The sequence below is a fragment of the Streptococcus infantis SPAR10 genome (genome assembly GCF_000279535.1).
Lineage (GTDB): Bacteria > Bacillota > Bacilli > Lactobacillales > Streptococcaceae > Streptococcus > Streptococcus infantis_I.
Window position 1 is genome coordinate 189,116 of sequence record NZ_ALCH01000004.1, and the last position, 20,349, is coordinate 209,464.

The window sequence follows — 20,349 nt, forward strand, 5'->3', positions numbered from 1 at the left end:
AAGAAGGTGGAGTTAGTAATTAACTTCACTTTTTCATTAATAAAAGACCTAGGAAGATGTTTCCTAGGTCTTTTAAGATTATTGTTGTCCTTGAGGATTTGGATTTTGTTGAGGATTTGGATTTTGTTGAGGATTTTGATTTGTATTTGGAACAGTTTGGTTTTGTCCATTATTTGGACTAGTAGTTTCAGCTACTGTAGTTTGATTTGCGGTTGTTGTAGTAGGAGCTTCTGTAGTAGCTTGTTGGGTTGTTTGAGGGATCCAGTTACTACGAGCGCCGACTTTGAAGACATACTCACCATTACGATACAAGCCCTCAGGCATTGTCCAATCACCTGGGTGATCATCCTCAGAGAGGTACTCCATCATTGATCGGTAGATGTTGGCCGCTACTCTAAATCCATCTCCTTCGATAGGAGTAAGGCGATTAGAGTAACCTGTCCAAACAGCCATAGAATACTTACGGGTATATCCTACAAAATTTTCATCAGGTGCGACATAATCGTATCTCTTAATGTAATTTTCAATTTCATCATCTGTATAGTTTGATGTACCTGTCTTACCTGCTTGTGGGAGCCAAGATATATAAGCGTCTCGACCTGCACCAGAGTATAATACTGTTTTCATCATTTCTGTCATCATATAGGCGGTTGTTTCTTTCATAGCACGAGTACCTTGATCAGAAAACTCTTTTGAACTACCGTCGCTAAAGACAATTTTATTGATATACATTGGTTTGTGATAGATACCACCGTTAGCAAATGCAGCATAGGCGGCAGCCATTTTTTCACTACTTGCACCGTACTGTTTACCTGATTCAGTCGTATTACTTGAAATTGCGTTTGCATATACCATGGTTGGATAATCAATGCCAAGTCCGTTTAAGAATTTTTTGGCTTTATCGAGTCCAACTCTATCGAGAGTTTCAACTGCTGGTACGTTACGAGATTGTTGGATAGCAGTTTGAAGAGTGATGTTACCATAATAGCCACGATCCCAGTTGTAGACTGGAGTGCTGGTGCCTGGGAAGTTATATGGTACATCCTTGAGCATGTAGGCAGTAGAGTCATAAATGTCATACTCTAATGCGGGGGCATAGTCTGTGATTGGTTTCATGGTAGAACCCCAGTCACGGTTGGTTTCAACGGCTTGGTTAATACCAAAAGATACGTTGCTGGCTTGGTGGCGAGAGCCGAGTTGAGCAATAACCTTACCATTTGATACATCAATAATAGTAGAAGCTGCTTGGATTTCATCATCTGGATAGTTTACATATTCATCCGTGTTGTATACATCCCAAAGTCGTTTTTGAACGTCTTGGTCTACGTTAGTGTAGACATCCATTCCAGTAGTTAAAAGGTTGTAGCCTGTCTCTGTTTCAACTTGTTCAATCACTTCTTTGAGGTAATTGTCTAAGTATGGAGGGTAGGAGTTGCTTCCTTTAAGACTTTGTAAACCATCAGTGATAGGTGTGTTTATAGCCGTTTCATATTGCTCAGCTGTTAAATAACCTTGCTTTTGCATCTCTGATAGGACTAGATTACGACGTTCTGTTGCTTCTTCTGGATGGGAATAAGGATCATATTGGTTAGGAGCCTGTGGCATTCCGGCTAGAAGAGCAAGTTGTGGAATAGAAAGGTCTTTTAAATCTTTACCATAGTAATTTTGAGCAGCAGTCTGCATCCCATAGTTACCATTTGACATGTATACTTTATTGATGTAATATGTCAAAATTTCCTGCTTGGTCGCAGTTCTTTCTAACTGAATAGCTAGCCAAGCTTCTTGGGCCTTACGTGAGATTGTTTGGTCTGACGAAGAAGTTGAAAAGTAAGTTAATTTTATCAACTGTTGCGTCAAGGTTGAACCACCTTGGAGTCCACCTCTACTAGTTAAGTTTCGCAGGAAAGCTCCAGCTATTCGAATGCTATCGATTCCTCTATGGTTAAAAAAACGGTGATCCTCGATAGAGACAATTGCATTGACCAATTCAATTGGAACTTCATTGCTTTGAGCATTGACACGACGCTCGGCTCCTAAGTCAGCGATCAATTCGTTTTTACTGTCGTAAATTTTACTTGAAGTTGTTGCGACAAGTTTGCTTTCAGAAAGTTCTGGTGCTTTAGATACATAGTAGAAGAAGACACTTCCACCAATCAATATTGCAGCGATAAAGGCTGCTAAAAATCCAATTCCTAGATATTTAGCAATGCGCCAGATAAGTTGTTTGTTCATATTGTTTTACCACCTAGTAAATGTTGTTTGACGATATCGAGATAAGGTATTTGAGGGAAGGCTTGTTGTTCAATCACATAACCATGCTCTCGAATATAATCAAGCGGCATTGATTTTTTCCCCATATCTTGTTGAAAAAAACGGATGAGGTCAATCGCCGGTAATAAATATGTTTCTTGATAAGAAGAAAAATGGATTAGGACGAAGCAAATCCCCTTTTGTTCAAGAACCTGTTCCATATGCTGAATCTGATGAGAATGGAAGTTCTTCATCGGGAACGCATTTTTTTGTCTGGTTTCCTTTGCCTCGAAATCGATGTAAAATCCTTCATAAACACCCGAGTAGTCAGTAGTTGAAGCTTGTCTAAAATAGGCTTCAACAATTTTAGCGCGACTCCGTTGAGGGTAGTCGACCCGAACAATCTGAACTGGGGTTGGCTTTTTGTGAATGACTGCTACTCCATGTGATAGATAGTAGTCATTGGTAGCATTAATCATCTTTTCAAAGCTCATCCCTCGATTCGCGAAATTTTTAGTTTGAGGTAGAGAAGTTTTACTTGGTTTAGATGAAAGTTTATGTGGATAGTTGACCATAGTCCTCCTTATTGGTACAATAACATCACTCTATTATACCATAAAGGTCAACAGAAAGGGTGAAAAAATGCATACAGCCTTGGTTTTGGGATACTCAGCTTTTGATTTAGGAGTGTTTAATGAAAAGGATATTCGGTTAAAAATTATAAAAAAAGCCATTCGTAGAGATTTGGAAAGATTAGCTGAGGAAGGGTTGAAATGGCTAGTTTTCACAGGCACTCTTGGTTTTGAACATTGGGTTTTAGAAGTCGCCAAGGAAATGAAAGATGACTATGGATTCCAACTAGCGACTATTTTTGATTTTGAAACACATGGCTCGAATTGGAATGAAGCAAATCAGATCAAATTGAGTGATTTTAAACAGGTCGATTTTATCAAGTATGCCTATCCATCCTATGAGCATAAAAGCCAATTGAGAGATTACCAGATTTTTTTACTTGAAAATACAGATGGAGCCTATCTTTTTTATGATCAAGAAAATGAAACAAAACTGAGATTTTTTTACGAACTGATGAAAAAGAAAGACAACTATATTACAAAAAGATTAACATTTGAGGATTTAAACGAAATAGCCGAAAATTTTTCCGAAAATTGAGGCTTTGACCTTGCTTTTTGTTTGCCTTTTTTTATATAATAATACTAGTAACTGAGAATGGAGAGAGACATGGCAAGTATTATTTTTACAGCAAAGGATATTTTTGAGCAGGATTTCGGAAGAGAGGTACGTGGATACAGTAAAGCAGAGGTAGATGAATTCTTAGATGACGTTATCAAGGATTATGAAACCTATGCAGCGTTGGTTAAATCATTGCGCTTGGAAGTCGCAGAATTGAAAGAACAATTGGCGAACAAACCTCAAGTGTCACCTGTATCTGTAACGTCTGAGCCTGCTGAGCTTGGAAGTACGACTTCTATGACTAACTTTGATATCTTGAAACGTTTGAATCGTCTTGAAAAAGAAGTATTTGGAAAACAAATCGTAGAAAATTCTGATTTCTAAGAATCATACAGTTGTGCAATTTTTGGATAATCGCGTGGAGAGTTTATCTTTTCATGAGGAAAGTCCATGCTAGCACAGGCTGTGATGCCTGTAGTGTTTGTGCTAGGCGAAACCATAAGCCTAGGGACGAGAAATCGTTACGGCGAGTGAATAGACTAAGTTTTCGGATATGTTTTAGTAGCTCTGAAAGTGCCACAGTGACGAAGTCTCTCTGGAAACAGAGAGAGTGGAACGCGGTAAACCCCTCAAGCTAGCAACCCAAATTTTGGTCGGGGCATGGAGTGCGCGGAAACGAACGTAGTACTCTGACTGCTAGCAGCTTTTAGCTGTTAGCGGTAGACAGATGATTATCGAAAGAAGTGGTCCTAGTCACTTCTGGAACAAAACATGGCTTATAGAAAATTGCATATAGGTTGGGGCTGAGAAATTTTCTCAACCTCATTTTTTAAAGGTGAACAAGAGAAAGGTCTTTAAAGACTGACATGAAACAAACATTTAATTTAATCGCGACTGCTGCAGCAGGCTTAGAGGCTGTTGTAGGTCGGGAAGTGCGTGCACTTGGCTATGACTGTCAAGTTGAGAATGGTCGCGTTCGCTTTGAAGGAGATGTAAAGGCAATTATTGAAACCAATTTGTGGCTACGAGCTGCAGATAGGATTAAGATTGTTGTTGGGACTTTTCCAGCAAAAACATTTGAAGAACTTTTTCAAGGAGTTTTTGCCTTAGATTGGGAAAACTATCTACCACTTGGAGCACGTTTTCCAATTTCAAAGGCTAAGTGTGTCAAATCAAAACTTCATAATAAACCTAGTGTTCAAGCTATTTCTAAAAAGGCAGTTGTCAAGAAATTGCAGAAACATTACGCTCGACCAGAAGGCGTTCCCTTGATGGAAAATGGCCCAGAGTTTAAAATAGAGGTTTCAATTCTTAAAGATGTAGCGACGGTCATGATTGATACCAGTGGTTCTAGTCTTTTCAAACGAGGTTATCGTACTGAAAAAGGTGGTGCTCCTATTAAAGAGAACATGGCAGCAGCAATTCTGCAATTATCAAACTGGTATCCAGATAAACCTTTGATCGACCCAACTTGTGGTTCAGGAACCTTCTGTATTGAGGCAACTATGATTGCTCGTAATATGGCGCCAGGCTTACGCCGTTCCTTTGCTTTCGAAGAATGGAATTGGGTTAGCGATCGTTTGATTCAGGAGATTCGTACGGAAGCTAGCAAGAAGATTAATCGTGAGATTGAGCTAGACATCATGGGCTGTGATATCGATGGCCGCATGGTGGAAATTGCTAAGGCAAATTCTCAGGCTGCGGGGGTTTCTAAGGATATCCACTTTAAGCAGATGCGCGTGCAGGATTTGCGTACAGATAAGATTAATGGTGTCATCATATCCAATCCTCCATATGGAGAACGTTTATCCGATGACGCTGGAGTCACTAAGCTCTATGCTGAGATGGGAGAGGTATTTGCACCACTTAAAACTTGGAGTAAATTTATCCTGACCAGTGATGAAGCTTTTGAAAGTAAATACGGTAGTCAGGCAGATAAAAAACGGAAACTCTATAATGGTACTTTGAAAGTTGATTTATATCAATATTTTGGTCAACGAGTGAAAAGACAAGATGTCGAAATAGAAAGGAATGCAAATGAGTAAGAAAAGACGCAATCGCCATCACAAGGATGAGCAAGAATCTAAATTTGAATTTGAAGAGGCTAAAGATTTAACGGTTGGTCAGGCTATTCGTAAGAACGAAGAAGTTGAAGCAGGTGTGACTCCAGATGATACCATCTTAGATAAATATATCAAGCAACACCGTGAAGAAATCGAAGCAGACAAATTTGAAAATTTACAAACGAAAAAAGAGGAGTCTACTCAAAGCTTGGATGATATGATCCAAGAAGTGAGAGAAACTGCTGAACAAGAAAATGTGTTAAGTCCGGAAGAGGAAGCAATTGCTCTTGCAGTAGCCACAGATACAACTGAAATCGTTGCCCAAGAAGCCGAAGAAGAGGAAACCAGAGTTCTCGAGCAACCTTTTAAGCATGAATTGGAAGCTGTGGAAATGGCTGAGGTTGATAACTCCGAAGTTGCAGTGGTTTATGAGGAAAATGAAGATCAACTTCAACCCTTGTCTCGTTCTGCTCTAGCAGATGATGAACCACAAAATAAAAAGAAATGGGTAATTTTGTCTGCCATTATTTTGCTATTCCTCTTGATTTTTGGAGGTGGCTATTACGTTTATCGTCAGATTACGCGTTCTTCTCAAGAGCTTCAAACGAAGGCGGCGGATTCAGGTTTGGTAAGCAATCAGTCAGTCTATGAACAATTTAATACGCTCTACGACACGTTTTATACTGATGAAAACAAAACGGCTCTTAAAAATAGCCAGTTTAGTCAACTGAATCAATTGAAGGAACTTCTAGATAAACTAGAAGGAGCGAGAGAACATACTCTAGCCAAATCAAAATATGATAGTCTAGAAACCCAAATAAAGGCTATCCAAGAAGTGAACTCTCAATTTGAAACTCCAGCTATTACAGATGGTGTCTTGGATACAAACGCAAAAATCAAAGTGGATGCTAAATTTACAGATATTAAGACTGGTAATACAGAAATTGACAAACTTCTAGATAAAGCAATCAGCCTTGGAAAGAGTCAACTAGCAAGTACAACAACGGCCTCAACAACAGCTTCGACAACAGCAGCGAGCCAGGAAGCATCAAGTCCAACAACAGAAAGCAGTCCATCTACTTCAACAAGTGATACTGCGGCATCTACTAATAGTGGCTTGTCAAGCGAAGGTGTTAATTTGCAAAGAAGCGCTAGCCGAGTACCGTATAATCAATCTGCTGTAAACGATAGTAGTAATCCTGCCTGGACCTTTGCAGATGGTGTTCTTGAACAAATCCTTGAGACATCTCGTGCGCGTGGATATATCACTGGAAACCAATATATCTTGGAACGTGTAAATATTGTGAATGGCAATGGATATTACAATCTTTACAAACCAGACGGAACTTATCTCTTCACTCTAAACTGTAAGACAGGATACTTTGTTGGGAATGGTTCTGGCCATGCGGATGATTTAGACTACTAGTCAAATTGTTATAAAATTCTTTCTTTTCACAGATAAACGTGATAAAATAAAACTTATTAAATAAGAGGAGTGTCACATGACAAAAGCAAACTTTGGTGTTGTTGGTATGGCCGTAATGGGTCGTAACCTTGCCCTTAATATTGAATCTCGTGGATACACAGTTGCTATCTATAACCGTAGTAAAGAAAAAACAGAAGATGTTGTTGCTTGCCATCCTGAAAAGAACTTTGTGCCAAGCTATGATATTGAGAGCTTCGTAAACTCAATTGAAAAACCACGTCGTATCATGCTCATGGTTCAAGCAGGACCTGGTACAGACGCAACCATCCAAGCCCTTCTTCCACACTTGGATAAAGGCGATATCTTGATTGACGGAGGAAACACGTTCTACAAAGATACTATCCGTCGTAACGAAGAATTGGCGAACTCTGGTATCAACTTCATCGGTACTGGTGTCTCTGGTGGTGAAAAAGGTGCCCTTGAAGGTCCTTCTATCATGCCTGGTGGACAAAAAGAAGCTTATGAATTGGTAGCGGATGTTCTTGAAGAAATCTCTGCAAAAGCACCAGAAGATGGTAAACCATGTGTGACTTACATCGGTCCAGATGGAGCTGGTCACTATGTGAAAATGGTCCACAATGGTATCGAGTACGGTGATATGCAATTGATTGCAGAAAGCTATGACTTGATGCAACACTTGCTTGGACTTTCTGCAGAAGACATGGCTGAAATCTTTACTGAGTGGAACAAGGGCGAATTGGACAGCTACTTGATCGAAATCACTGCGGATATCCTTGGACGCAAAGACGACGAAGGTCAAGATGGTCCAATCGTAGACTACATCTTGGATGCTGCAGGAAACAAGGGTACAGGTAAATGGACTAGCCAATCTGCTCTTGACCTTGGTGTGCCATTGTCACTGATTACTGAGTCAGTATTTGCGCGCTACATTTCAACTTATAAAGAAGAACGTGTACACGCTAGCAAGGTACTTCCAAAACCAGCTGCTTTCAAATTTGAAGGAGACAAGGCTGAGTTGATTGAAAAGATCCGTCAAGCCCTTTACTTCTCAAAAATCATCTCATACGCACAAGGTTTTGCGCAATTACGTGTAGCTTCTAAAGAAAATAACTGGAACTTGCCATTTGCAGATATCGCATCTATCTGGCGCGATGGATGTATCATCCGTTCTCGTTTCTTGCAAAAGATTACAGATGCTTACAACCGTGATGCAGACCTTGCTAACCTTCTTTTGGATGAGTACTTCTTGGACATCACTGCTAAGTACCAACAATCAGTTCGGGATATCGTAGCTCTTGCTGTTCAAGCAGGTGTACCAGTACCAACCTTCTCAGCTGCCATCACTTACTTTGATAGCTACCGTTCAGCTGACCTTCCAGCAAACTTGATCCAAGCACAACGTGATTACTTTGGTGCCCACACATACCAACGTAAAGACAAAGAAGGAACATTCCACTACTCTTGGTATGACGAAAAATAAGTAGGTCAGCCATGGGGAAACGGATTTTATTACTTGAGAAAGAAAGAAATCTAGCTCATTTTTTAAGTCTGGAACTCCAAAAAGAGCAATACCGAGTTGATCAGGTAGAAGAGGGTCAAAAAGCCCTCTCCATGGCTCTTCAGACTGACTATGACTTGATTTTACTGAATGCTCATCTAGGGGATATGACAGCCCAGGGTTTTGCAGAACAGTTGAGTCGGACTAAGCCAGCTTCGGTTATTATAGTCTTGGATCATCGAGAAGAATTGAAAGACCAACTTGAAACAATCCAGCGTTTCGCTGTTTCATATATCTACAAGCCAGTCATTATTGATGATTTGGTGGCTCGTATTGCAGCAATTTTCCGAGGTCGGGATTTTATCGACCAACACTGTAGTCAAATGAAGGTTCCGACATCCTATCGCAATCTGCGTATGGACGTAGAACATCATACTGTCTATCGTGGCGAGGAAATGATTGCCCTCACACGTCGTGAATATGACCTTTTGGCTACCCTTATGGGAAGCAAGAAAGTTTTAACTCGAGAGCAGTTGCTGGAAAGTGTTTGGAAGTATGAAAGTGCGACCGAAACCAATATCGTGGATGTTTATATCCGCTATCTACGTAGTAAACTTGACGTAAAAGGTCAAAAGAGCTACATTAAAACCGTGCGTGGTGTGGGTTACACCATGCAAGAATAGAAAAGCAGTTACCTTGTGTAACTGCTTTTTTTGAAATCATTATATGTTGACATATAGTTTAGTCTTTGCTACAATCATTTTGGAGGAAGCAAGAATGAAATTTTTGAAAAAAATGATGCAAGTTGGACTAGCAGTATTTTTCTTTAGTCTGTTAGCAACAAATACAGTATTTGCGGATACTACAGGTGGACAGTTTGTTGATAAGGACAACAGAAAATATTATATAAAAGATGACCATAAAGCAATCTATTGGCATAAAATAGACGGCAAAACCTACTATTTTGGTGATGGTGGAGAAATGGTTGTCGGTTGGCAATACCTAGAAATTCCTGGGACAGGTTACCGAGATAATTTATTTGATAATCAACCAGTTTTCGAAATCGGCCTTCAACCGAAGTGGTATTACTTTGGACAGGATGGGGTCCTACAAGAATTTGTTGGGTGGAAAGCATTAGAGGCTAAGGATTCATTAAATGTTGGTAAAAAATATGGTGAAGGCTTTGAGGGTCCTGAAGTTCTTAAACTAGCAAACTACTACTTTGACCAAGATCATTCATTAAAAACAGGTTGGCTTTATGATCAATCAAACTGGTATTACCTAGCAAAAACAGGTTCTTCAGGGAAAGACTACCTTGGTGGAGAAAGACGTGCTGGTTGGATTAACGACAATTCAACTTGGTACTATCTTGATCCAACAACTGCTGCAATGCAAACAGGTTGGCAGTATCTTGGTAACAAGTGGTACTATCTCCGTTCATCAGGTGCTATGGCGACCGGTTGGTATCTAGATGGTTCAACTTGGTATTATTTAGATGCTCAAAATGGTGATATGAAAACTGGCTGGGTTTATGTCGGTAATACTTGGTATTATCTTCGTTCGTCAGGAGCTATGGTGACAGGCTGGTTCCAAGTTAACGGTAAATGGTACTATGCCTATAGTTCAGGTGCCTTAGCTGTAAATACAAAAGTAGATGGCTACTACGTCAACTATAATGGCGAGTGGGTCCAGTAATGAAAACAAGCGATTGTGAAGGAAACAATCGCTTTTTTTGTGAAAATATAATAAAATAGAAAGGAATAAAGTTCTAAAATTTTATCTAGAAACAGACGCTTTTCGTCTGATAGTAGGATTAAATGACAAAAGAAGTTGGTGTCGGTCAGGCACATAGTAAAATTATTTTAATAGGAGAGCATGCAGTCGTTTACGGCTATCCAGCCATCTCTTTGCCTCTTTTAGAGGTTGAAGTGACTTGTCGGGTTGTTCCAGCAGCGACACCATGGCGTCTTTTTGAAGAGGACACCTTGTCCATGGCAGTTTATGCTTCTCTCGAGTATCTGAATATCAAAGATGCATACATCCGTTGCCAAATTGACTCTGCTATTCCAGAAAAACGTGGAATGGGTTCTTCGGCAGCCATTAGCATTGCGGCTATTCGCGCTGTATTTGATTATTACCAAGCAGAACTTCCACATGATGTGTTAGAAATTCTGGTCAATCGCGCTGAGATGATTGCCCATATGAATCCTAGTGGATTGGATGCTAAGACCTGTCTTAGTGACCAGCCTATTCGTTTTATCAAGAATGTTGGTTTTGAAGAACTAGCCATGGACTTGTCGGCTTATCTGGTCATTGCAGATACAGGAGTCTATGGACACACTCGTGAAGCTATTCAAGTTGTAGAGAGCAAGGGTAAGGAAGCTTTACCTTTCTTGTATGCACTTGGAGAGTTGACCCAGCAAGCAGAAGAAGCAATAAAGGCAAGAGATGCCGTGATGCTGGGAGAGATTTTAACAAAAGCGCATGGAAATTTAAAAGAAATAGGAGTTAGTAGCCTTGAGGCTGATGCCTTGGTGGAAACTGCTCTTCAACATGGTGCTTTAGGTGCTAAGATGAGTGGTGGTGGTTTAGGTGGCTGTATCATAGCCTTAGTAGCCGACTATCACCAAGCTCAAGATTTAGCTGAAAGATTAGAAGAGAAAGGAGCTGTTCAGACATGGATCGAAAGCCTGTAACAGTACGTTCCTATGCCAATATTGCTATTATTAAATATTGGGGAAAGAAGGCAGAAAAAGAGATGGTTCCTGCGACTAGCAGTATCTCTCTGACTTTAGAAAATATGTATACGGAGACGACACTTTCTCCTTTACCAGCAGATGAAACCGCTGATGCCTTTTACATCAATGGTCAGTTGCAAAACGAAGCTGAGCATGCCAAAATGCGTAAAATCATTGACCGCTACCGTCCTGAAGGAGCAGGGTTTGTTCGTATCGATACTAAGAACAATATGCCAACAGCAGCAGGCCTTTCTTCAAGTTCCAGTGGTTTATCTGCCTTGGTCAAAGCTTGTAATGCATATTTCCAACTTGGACTGAATCGCAGAGAATTGGCCTTGGAAGCTAAGTTTGCATCGGGTTCTTCATCTCGTAGTTTTTATGGCCCCTTGGCAGCCTGGGACAAGGATAGTGGAGAGATTTATCCTGTCGAAACTGACTTGAAACTAGCTATGATTATGTTGGTCTTGGAAGACCAGAAAAAACCAATTTCCAGTCGAGATGGGATGAAGCTTTGTGTCGAAACTTCTACGACTTTTGATGAGTGGATTCGTCAATCTGAACAAGATTACAAGGATATGTTAGTCTACCTCAAGGAAAATGACTTTAAGAAAGTTGGAGAATTGACAGAGAAGAACGCCTTGGCTATGCATGCTACGACAAAAACAGCCACTCCATCCTTCTCTTATCTGACAGATGCTAGTTATGAGGCTATGGATTTTGTTCGTCAGCTTAGAGAACAAGGAGAATATTGCTACTTTACCATGGATGCGGGCCCGAATGTCAAGGTTCTTTGCTTGGAAGAGGACTTGGAATATTTATCAGAACTTTTAGGTCAACGCTATCGCTTAATCGTTTCAAAAACAAAGGATTTGAGCCAAGATGACGATTGTTAAAACTTGTGGGAAGCTCTATTGGGCTGGGGAGTATGCCATTTTAGAACCGGGACAGTTGGCGCTAATAAAGGCTATTCCCATCTATATGACGGCTGAGATTAAAGCGTCTAATGTTTATCGACTCTACTCAGATATGTTTTCCTATAGTGTAGACTTGCGACCGGATTCTTCTTATGCCTTGATTCAAGAAACAGTTGCCTTGGTGGAGGAGTATCTAACTGCCCAAGGAGTTGAACTGCATCCTTTTTCTTTAGACGTTCGTGGGAAAATGGAGCGTGAGGGGAAGAAATTCGGCCTGGGTTCTAGTGGCAGTGTGGTTGTTTTGGTCGTCAAGGCCATGCTTGCCTTCTATGAAAGATTAGCTGATAGAGAACTCTTGTTTAAATTGGCGAGTGCTGTACTTCTTAAACGTGGGGACAATGGTTCCATGGGGGATATTGCCTGTATCGTATCAGAAGACCTCGTCCTCTATCAGTCATTTGACCGAGAGAAAGTGGCAGATTGGCTAGAAAAAGAAAACTTGCAGGTTGTATTAGCACGTGACTGGGGCTTTTCTATTAGGAGTGTTGAACCAGCGTTGAAATTTGATTTTCTGGTTGGTTGGACCAAGGAAGTGGCTGTATCAAGTCATATGGTCAAGCAAATTAAGGATAATATGAACTCTAGCTTTTTACAAGCTTCAAAAGAAACAGTAGCTAACTTGGTAAAGGCTTTGGAGGTAGGTCAAGAAGAAACCATTATTGACTTGCTGGAACAAGCTAGCCAACTTTTAGAAGGCTTGAGTTCAGACATTTACACACCTTCGCTCAGACAACTAAAAAATGCCAGCCGAGATTTGAAAGCTGTTGCTAAGAGCAGTGGTGCTGGTGGTGGAGACTGTGGGATAGCACTTAGTTTTGACCAAGATTCGACCACATTACTGAAAAAACGCTGGGCTGATCTAGGAATTGAGCTCTTATATCAAGAAAGGATGGGACATGACGATAAATCGGAAGGATGAACACATCCACTATGCCCTCGAACAAAACAGTACTTATAATAGTTTTGATGAAGTGGAGTTGATCCACTCCTCGCTACCCTTATATGACTTAGATGAAATTGATCTTTCGACAGAATTTGCAGGGCGAAAATGGGATTTCCCCTTTTATATCAATGCCATGACAGGTGGGAGTGACAAGGGTAGAGAAATCAATCAAAAGTTGGCTCAGGTGGCAGATGCTTGTGGAATTTTATTTGTAACAGGTTCTTACAGCGCTGCACTCAAGGATCCATCAGATGACTCTTTTTCAGTCAAAACTAGTTACCCTGACCTCCTTCTTGGAACCAATATTGGCTTAGACAAACCTGTAGAACTAGGATTACAAACAGTGAAAGAGATGAATCCCCTCCTCTTGCAAGTTCATGTTAATGTCATGCAGGAATTACTTATGCCAGAGGGTGAACGTCAATTTAGATTATGGCAACATAATCTGAAAGATTATGTTAATCAGATTTCTGTACCTCTTGTTTTAAAAGAAGTCGGCTTTGGCATGGATGTGAAAACCATTGCTAAGGCTTATGAGATGGGAATACGAACCGTTGATTTGTCTGGTCGTGGGGGAACGAGCTTTGCCTATATCGAAAACCGTCGCAGTGGACAGCGTGACTACCTCAATGACTGGGGTCAATCGACCATGCAAGCTCTTCTGAATGCCCAAGACTGGAAAGACAAGATGGAACTTTTGGTGAGTGGAGGAGTTCGCAATCCACTAGATATCATCAAATGCTTAGTGTTTGGAGCCAAGGCAGTTGGTCTATCACGCACTATGTTAGAGCTGGTTGAAAATTACTCTGTTGATGTCGTTATTTCCATTGTTGAAGGTTGGAAGGAAGACATACGCTTGATTATGTGTGCCCTTAATTGTAAAAAAATTGAGGATTTGCAAGAGGTCGACTATCTCCTATATGGAAAATTAAAAGAAGCAAAAGACCAAATGTAAAGAAAGAGGTCGGGATTTTAGTCCCGACCTCTTTATCATTCCTCAGACTGATGTGACTTTTGGGATTTGTGATACAATTAAATAGAGAGGACGGATACATGCGAAAATTTCAAATTTTTCTATTTATTGAAGCTTGTTTATTGACAGGAGCTCTGATTATGATGGTATCAGAGCATTTTTCCCGTTTTCTACTGATGTTACTCTTGTTTTTACTGCTAATTCGATATTATACTGGAAAACAGGGAAATAACTTTATTTTAGTGGCGGTGAGCATCCTATTTTTCTTTATCATCATGCTCAATCCCTTTGTCATTTTAGCCATCTTTGTGGCCTTGATTTATAGTCTCTTCCTGCTTTACCCTATGATGAACCAGGAAAGAGAAGATACCAATCTGGTTTTTGAGGAAGTAGTGACGGTAAAGAGGGAGAAAAATCGCTGGTTTGGAAATCTCCACCATTTTTCAAGTTACCAGACTTGTCGTTTTGATGATATCAATCTCTTTCGCCTTATGGGGAAGGATACCATTCATCTAGAGCACGTGATTTTGAGCAATCATGATAATGTCATCATCTTGAGAAAACTGGTCGGTACGACTAGAATTATCGTACCAGTGGATGTTGAAGTCAGTCTAAGTGTCAATTCTCTGTACGGAGATTTAACCTTTTTTGACCAGCCTAAGCGTGCTTTGCGCAATGAACAATTCCATCAAGAAACCAGAGACTATCTCAAGAGTCCCAAGAGTGTTAAGATTCTTTTGACAACGATGGTTGGAGATGTTGAGGTGGTGAGAGGATGAAAAAGCAACCCTATATTTTAATTGGTCTCACCTCATTTCTCTTTGTTGCTTTTCTATTTCGAAGCATTTTTAAGGTCTTAGATTTGGAGTGGGCCTCTCTCTTCCAAGATTTAGAAAAGACAGAAAAAGTCCTATTTCTGGCTTTGATGTTTAGTCTTGCTCTAGCCTTTTTATTGGTCTTATTTTGGACAATGGTTGACGAAATTTCAAGAAGAAGAATCCAAGCAAATCTTAATCGTCTGCTAGCTAGTAAAGATATTAAAAGCCTTGGAGATGCTGATTTAGACGCAAGTTTTAGAAACTTATCAGGCAAGCTTGGTTTATTGACAGAAGCCATTCAAAAAGCGGACAATCAAGCCTTGATCAAGGAAGAAGTGATTATTGAAAAGGAGCGCAAGCGAATCGCGCGTGACTTGCATGATACGGTTAGCCAAGAAATTTTCGCTGCCCATATGATGTTATCAGGACTCAGTCAACAAGCTTCCAGATTAGACAAAGAGAAGATGCAGACACAACTCCAGAGTGTGACAGCTATTTTAGAGACAGCCCAAAGAGATTTGCGTATTCTACTCTTGCATTTGCGACCGATAGAACTGGAACAAAAGAGTCTGGTTGAGGGGATTCAGTTGCTTCTCAAAGAATTGGAAGAAAAAAGTGAACTCAAAGTCAGTTTTAAATATCAGGTAGACGAATTGCCTAAAAAGATTGAGGAGCATGTCTTTCGTATCGTCCAAGAATTGATTAGTAACACTCTCCGTCATGCCCAAGCTTCTTGTCTAGATGTTTATCTTTATCAAACGGAAACTGAATTGCAGTTGAAGGTAGTAGACAATGGTCTCGGTTTTCAGTTAGATGATGTTGATGAACTAAGCTATGGACTACGCAATATCAAAGAACGAGTGGAAGATATGGCCGGGAGCATACAACTATTAACAGCACCGAAGCAGGGTTTGGCAGTGGATATTCGGATCCCCTTACTTGATTGACTAACAAAAGGAAATAAAATGAAATTATTATTAGTAGATGACCACCAAATGGTGCGTCTTGGATTAAAAAGTTATTTTGAACTACAAGATGATGTAGAGGTTGTTGGAGAAGCAACTAATGGAGCTGAAGGGATTTCCATGGCCTTGGAGCTTCGTCCAGATGTGATCGTCATGGATATTGTTATGCCTGAAGTCAACGGAATTGACGCAACTCTAGCTATTCTCAAAGAATGGCCGGAGGCTAAAATTTTGATTGTGACTTCTTATCTAGACAATGAAAAAATCATGCCAGTCTTGAATGCTGGGGCTAAAGGCTATATGCTCAAGACATCAAGTGCCGATGAATTGTTCCATGCTGTTCAAAAGGTGGCAGCTGGAGAGCTAGCTATCGAACAAGAGGTGAGTAAGAAAGTAGAATACCACCGCAATCATATGGAACTTCACGAAGAATTAACTGCGCGAGAACGCGATGTCCTTCAATTGATTGCCAAGGGCTATGAAAATCAGCGCATTGCAGATGAGCTCTTTATCTCCCTTAAGACAGTCAAGACCCATGTCTCCAATATCCTAGCAAAACTTGAAGTTAGTGATCGTACCCAGGCAGTAGTTTATGCTTTTCAACATCATCTGGTGGGTTCTGATGAATTTTAGGGGACATAGGATATAACTGAAGCATGGACGAAAAGCGCATCCATTACTTGAAAAAGTTCGCTACTATGTGGTATAATGGACTGTATTAAAAATTTTAAGGAGAAATGACAGAATGTCTGTATCATTTGAAAACAAAGAAACAAACCGTGGTGTCTTGACTTTCACTATCTCTCAAGACCAAATCAAACCAGAATTGGACCGTGTATTTAACTCAGTAAAGAAAACTCTTAACGTTCCAGGTTTCCGTAAAGGTCACCTTCCACGTCCTATCTTCGACCAAAAATTTGGTGAAGAAGCACTTTACCAAGATGCAATGAACGCTCTTTTACCAGACGCTTATGAAGCAGCTGCTAAAGAAGCTGGTCTTGAAGTAGTTGCTCAACCAAAAATTGACGTAACTTCTATGGAAAAAGGTCAAGATTGGGTTATCACTGCTGAAGTTGTTACAAAACCTGAAGTAAAATTGGGTGAATACAAAAACCTTGAAGTATCAGTTGATGTAGATAAAGAAGTAACTGACGCTGATGTTGAAGAGCGTATCGAACGTGAACGCAACAACTTGGCTGAATTGGTGATCAAAGAAGGTGCTGCTGAAAACGGCGACACTGTTGTTATTGACTTTGTGGGTTCTATCGACGGTGTTGAATTTGACGGCGGAAAAGGTGAAAACTTCTCACTTGGACTTGGTTCAGGTCAATTCATCCCTGGTTTCGAAGACCAATTAGTTGGACATTCAGCTGGTGAAACTGTTGACGTTATCGTAACATTCCCAGAAGACTACCAAGCAGAAGACCTTGCAGGTAAAGAAGCTAAATTCGTAACAACTATCCACGAAGTTAAAGCTAAAGAAGTTCCAGCTCTTGACGATGAACTTGCAAAAGATATCGACGAAGAAGTTGAAACTCTTGACGAATTGAAAGAAAAATACCGTAAAGAATTAGCTGCTGCTAAAGAAGAAGCTTACAATGATGCCGTTGAAGGTGCAGCAATCGATAAAGCAGTTGAAAACTCTGAAATCGTAGAACTTCCAGAAGAAATGATCCACGAAGAAGTTCACCGCTCAGTAAATGAGTTCCTTGGAAACTTGCAACGTCAAGGTATCAACCCTGACATGTACTTCCAAATCACTGGAACTACTCAAGAAGACCTTCACAAACAATACGAAGCAGAAGCTGAGTCACGCACTAAGACTAACCTTGTTATCGAAGCAGTTGCGAAAGCTGAAGGATTTGACGCTACTGAAGAAGAAATCCAAAAAGAAATCGAGCAATTGGCTGCAGATTACAACATGGAAGTTGCCCAAGTACAAAGCTTGCTTTCAGCAGATATGTTGAAACACGATATCACAATCAAAAAAGCTGTTGAATTGATCACAAGCACTGCAACAGTAAAATAATCTGAAAAGATAAAAAACCACCGGATTCGGTGGTTTTTTGTGCTTTATTTTCCGAAAAACTCATCAAGATCATCTTGACTAATTCCAATCATAGCTGGAATACTAGTCCAGTTTTCTTCAGTCAGGATGTAAGGTTGATGAGGATCAATCTGGTTTTCTGTTTCAAGAATTGGCTCATTTACTTCTTGAGAGCTTTCAGTTAAGTCGCTGAAACGTTCAATCAGATAGGTTTTTCGAGCTGTTCCAATATGTTTAGTTGCATAATCAAAGGCTTGAAGTTCACCGAGTAGAATGAGTTTGCTTTTAGCCCGAGTAATAGCAGTGTAGATAAGGTTACGCTCCAGCATACGCTTGCTAGCACTGGTGATGGGAAGAAAGACAACTGGGAATTCACTCCCTTGAGATTTATGGATACTCATGGCATAAGCAAGACGAATCTTGTACCATTCATTTCGAGGATAGGAAACCTCGTTCCCATCAAAATCAATCATCATTTCATCTTGTTTAGATTCAGTGTATTTAGCAGGAATGAGGTCTGTGATGTAGCCTAGGTCTCCGTTAAAAACGTTGACTTCTGCATCGTTAACCAAATGAATGACCTTATCTCCACTACGATACTGAAACTGACTTGCTTCAAAACTAATCTGTCCCTTTTGAAGAGGATTGAGCAGTTCTTGCATGAGTTGATTGATGGCATCGATTCCTGATGCTCCACGATACATAGGAGCTAGAACTTGGATGTCTCGTGCAGGGATGCCACTTCTGATGGCAGCGTCTAGGATTTTTTCAATGGTCGCTGGGATCTGGTTGCTAGCGATTTCAAAGTAGGAACGGTCTGCCTTTTTCTGAGTGAAATCTGCAGGTAAAATTCCCTGACGAATCTGACTCGCAAGTGTGACAATGGTTGATTCTTCACTCTGGCGGTAGATTCTTTCCAAGCGTGTTTGCGGAATACTTGGAATTTGGAGTAAGTCAGCCAGAACTTGACCCGGGCTAACCGATGGCAACTGATCACTATCTCCAACGATGAGAATTTTACTAGTAGAGGAAATATTTGAGAAGAGTTGATTGGCTAGCCAAGTATCTACCATAGAGAACTCGTCTACGATGATAAAGTCAGCATCTAGATAATCTTCTAAATGGCTTGTGTCGTCGTCACCAGTCATACCCAAGTGGCGGTGAATGGTTGCACTCGGCAAGCCTGTTAGTTCATTCATGCGACGAGCAGCACGACCAGTTGGAGCAGCAAGGAGAATCGGAAGATTACTTTTCTTTCGAAGATCCAGTCCTTCTAATAGAGCATAGACGGCAATAATCCCATTGATAACAGTGGTTTTTCCAGTACCAGGTCCGCCGGTCAGGATAAAGACCTTGTTTTGGATAGCATCGCAGATTGCCTGTTTTTGAATGGCATCGTATTGGATGCCTAATTCTTCCTCAACAATTGCGATCTGCTCCTGGATGATTTCTGTTTCTTGTTTATCAGTTTCTTCTTTTTCAAGGATACGAATGAGGTGATTGTGAATCCCTTCCTCAGCGAAAAAGAGACTGTTGTCAAAGATTTTGGTGTCAACTTGTTGAACTTTTTCTTCTTCAATGAGATTGGACAATTCTTGAGCAAGTTGACTTGGTTCCAGTTCTACAGGACGTGAGGATTCCAGTAGATTTAGAGTCTTTTCTAATAAGTCTCTAGCTTCAACATAAGTATCCCCACTTTCCATACAAGCGTTTAAAAGGCTATGAATGAGTCCTGCTCGGAAACGTTCAGGTGCCTGGCTTTCAATGCCCAATTCTTGCGCCAGTTGGTCAGCGATGGTAAAACCCAATCCCTTGATATCTTCTACCAACTGGTAGGGATAATTTTCAACGATATCGATAGTTTCCTCTTTGTAGGTATCCTGAATTTGAATAGCTAATTTATTAGGAATACCGTAGTTGGCAAGCTTGGCCAAGACCATTTCAGTCCCGTAGTTGAGACGGAGTGTGGATACAAAGGCCTCACGACTTTTAGAAGACAGCCCTGAGATAGTCTCAAGTTTTTCAGGATGTTCCAAGATTTCATCGATAGTATTTTCCCCATAGAGTTCCACAATCTTTTGGGCAGTTTTAAGACCAATCCCTTTGAAATGGCTGCTAGAGAAATACTTGACCAATCCCTTACTAGTTGGTTTTGCTCTTTCGTAACGGGAAATCTGCAGTTGTTCTCCGTATTTGGAGTGTTGGACAATCTGCCCCCAGAAAGTGTATTCTTCTCCCTCGATAACATCAGCCATGGTCCCTGTAACAATGATTTCGAAATCATCAAAGTCCTCTGCATTGGTATCCTCTATATCTAAAAGGAGAATACGGTAAAAGTTGCTGATATTTTCAAAAATAATACGTTCAATCGTACCTGTAAAATAGACTTCCATATAATTCCTTTACATTCCTGAATGAAATCTATCATTCAGAATAGAATGA

Annotated in this window: 18 protein-coding genes and 1 other RNA gene; 16 read left to right on the forward strand and 3 right to left on the reverse strand. The window is 40.4% G+C overall.

Annotation, left to right across the window (positions count from 1 at the left end):
* Nucleotides 1-78: 78 nt before the first annotated feature.
* Both pbp1a and recU read right to left on the reverse strand, forming a co-directional pair.
* The gene (gene pbp1a / locus SPAR10_RS06215) at nt 79-2,232 is read right to left on the reverse strand and encodes a penicillin-binding protein PBP1A (protein WP_004251985.1); all 2,154 of its coding nucleotides are present in this window, start codon (nt 2,230-2,232) and stop codon (nt 79-81) included.
* Nucleotides 2,229-2,825, reverse strand: coding sequence for a Holliday junction resolvase RecU (gene recU, locus SPAR10_RS06220; protein WP_004251988.1), 597 nt, complete (start codon nt 2,823-2,825; stop codon nt 2,229-2,231). The genes pbp1a and recU overlap by 4 nt, the downstream gene beginning before the upstream one ends.
* Before the next feature lie 67 nt (nt 2,826-2,892).
* Between recU and SPAR10_RS06225 the strand changes: the two genes are divergently transcribed.
* From SPAR10_RS06225 to tig, 16 genes are all read left to right on the forward strand, one after another.
* Nucleotides 2,893-3,420, forward strand: coding sequence for an SLOG family protein (locus SPAR10_RS06225; protein ID WP_004251991.1), 528 nt, complete (start codon nt 2,893-2,895; stop codon nt 3,418-3,420).
* Between the two features lie 69 nt (nt 3,421-3,489).
* Nucleotides 3,490-3,825: a cell division regulator GpsB gene (gpsB, locus tag SPAR10_RS06230; protein WP_004251994.1), complete on the forward strand. Its 336-nt coding sequence runs from the start codon at nt 3,490-3,492 to the stop codon at nt 3,823-3,825.
* An 18-nt stretch (nt 3,826-3,843) separates the two neighbouring features.
* Nucleotides 3,844-4,225: RNase P RNA component class B (gene rnpB, locus SPAR10_RS10815), an RNA gene on the forward strand.
* A gap of 82 nt (nt 4,226-4,307) precedes the next feature.
* Entirely contained in the window at nt 4,308-5,486 is a 1,179-nt protein-coding gene (locus SPAR10_RS06235) for a THUMP domain-containing class I SAM-dependent RNA methyltransferase (RefSeq protein WP_004251998.1), read from the forward strand.
* Complete coding sequence (gene mapZ, locus SPAR10_RS06240) at nt 5,479-6,930, forward strand: cell division site-positioning protein MapZ (protein ID WP_004252001.1); 1,452 nt, start codon at nt 5,479-5,481, stop codon at nt 6,928-6,930. The genes SPAR10_RS06235 and mapZ overlap by 8 nt, the downstream gene beginning before the upstream one ends.
* Nucleotides 6,931-7,006: 76 nt before the next feature.
* Nucleotides 7,007-8,431: an NADP-dependent phosphogluconate dehydrogenase gene (gene gndA / locus SPAR10_RS06245; protein ID WP_004252005.1), complete on the forward strand. Its 1,425-nt coding sequence runs from the start codon at nt 7,007-7,009 to the stop codon at nt 8,429-8,431.
* A gap of 11 nt (nt 8,432-8,442) precedes the next feature.
* Nucleotides 8,443-9,132, forward strand: a complete 690-nt coding sequence (locus SPAR10_RS06250; protein ID WP_004252006.1) for a response regulator transcription factor — start codon at nt 8,443-8,445, stop codon at nt 9,130-9,132.
* A 94-nt stretch (nt 9,133-9,226) separates the two neighbouring features.
* A complete protein-coding gene (locus tag SPAR10_RS06255; protein ID WP_004252008.1) occupies nt 9,227-10,144 on the forward strand; it encodes an N-acetylmuramoyl-L-alanine amidase family protein in 918 nt (305 codons plus the stop codon).
* 122 nt (nt 10,145-10,266) lie between these two features.
* Nucleotides 10,267-11,145, forward strand: a complete 879-nt coding sequence (gene mvk, locus SPAR10_RS06260; protein WP_004252012.1) for a mevalonate kinase — start codon at nt 10,267-10,269, stop codon at nt 11,143-11,145.
* Nucleotides 11,127-12,080 (forward strand): diphosphomevalonate decarboxylase, encoded by a 954-nt coding sequence (mvaD, locus tag SPAR10_RS06265; protein ID WP_004252022.1) that lies wholly within the window; start codon nt 11,127-11,129, stop codon nt 12,078-12,080. The genes mvk and mvaD overlap by 19 nt, the downstream gene beginning before the upstream one ends.
* Entirely contained in the window at nt 12,067-13,080 is a 1,014-nt protein-coding gene (locus tag SPAR10_RS06270) for a phosphomevalonate kinase (RefSeq protein WP_004252023.1), read from the forward strand. The genes mvaD and SPAR10_RS06270 overlap by 14 nt, the downstream gene beginning before the upstream one ends.
* Nucleotides 13,058-14,059 carry a type 2 isopentenyl-diphosphate Delta-isomerase gene (gene fni / locus SPAR10_RS06275; protein ID WP_004252026.1) on the forward strand — a complete coding sequence of 334 codons (1,002 nt, stop codon included), beginning with the start codon at nt 13,058-13,060 and terminating at the stop codon, nt 14,057-14,059. The genes SPAR10_RS06270 and fni overlap by 23 nt, the downstream gene beginning before the upstream one ends.
* Before the next feature lie 98 nt (nt 14,060-14,157).
* Complete coding sequence (liaF, locus tag SPAR10_RS06280; protein WP_004252029.1) at nt 14,158-14,856, forward strand: cell wall-active antibiotics response protein LiaF; 699 nt, start codon at nt 14,158-14,160, stop codon at nt 14,854-14,856.
* Nucleotides 14,853-15,842 carry an envelope stress sensor histidine kinase LiaS gene (locus SPAR10_RS06285; RefSeq protein WP_004252031.1) on the forward strand — a complete coding sequence of 330 codons (990 nt, stop codon included), beginning with the start codon at nt 14,853-14,855 and terminating at the stop codon, nt 15,840-15,842. Before liaF ends, SPAR10_RS06285 begins: the two co-directional genes overlap by 4 nt.
* Before the next feature lie 18 nt (nt 15,843-15,860).
* Nucleotides 15,861-16,493, forward strand: coding sequence for a response regulator transcription factor (locus SPAR10_RS06290; protein WP_004252035.1), 633 nt, complete (start codon nt 15,861-15,863; stop codon nt 16,491-16,493).
* Between the two features lie 112 nt (nt 16,494-16,605).
* On the forward strand, nt 16,606-17,889 hold the full coding sequence (tig, locus tag SPAR10_RS06295; protein ID WP_004252038.1) for a trigger factor: 1,284 nt from the start codon (nt 16,606-16,608) through the stop codon (nt 17,887-17,889).
* A gap of 44 nt (nt 17,890-17,933) precedes the next feature.
* Here tig and recD2 read toward each other — a convergent pair whose 3' ends face one another.
* The gene (recD2, locus tag SPAR10_RS06300; RefSeq protein WP_004252041.1) at nt 17,934-20,300 is read right to left on the reverse strand and encodes an SF1B family DNA helicase RecD2; all 2,367 of its coding nucleotides are present in this window, start codon (nt 20,298-20,300) and stop codon (nt 17,934-17,936) included.
* Nucleotides 20,301-20,349: the final 49 nt, after the last annotated feature.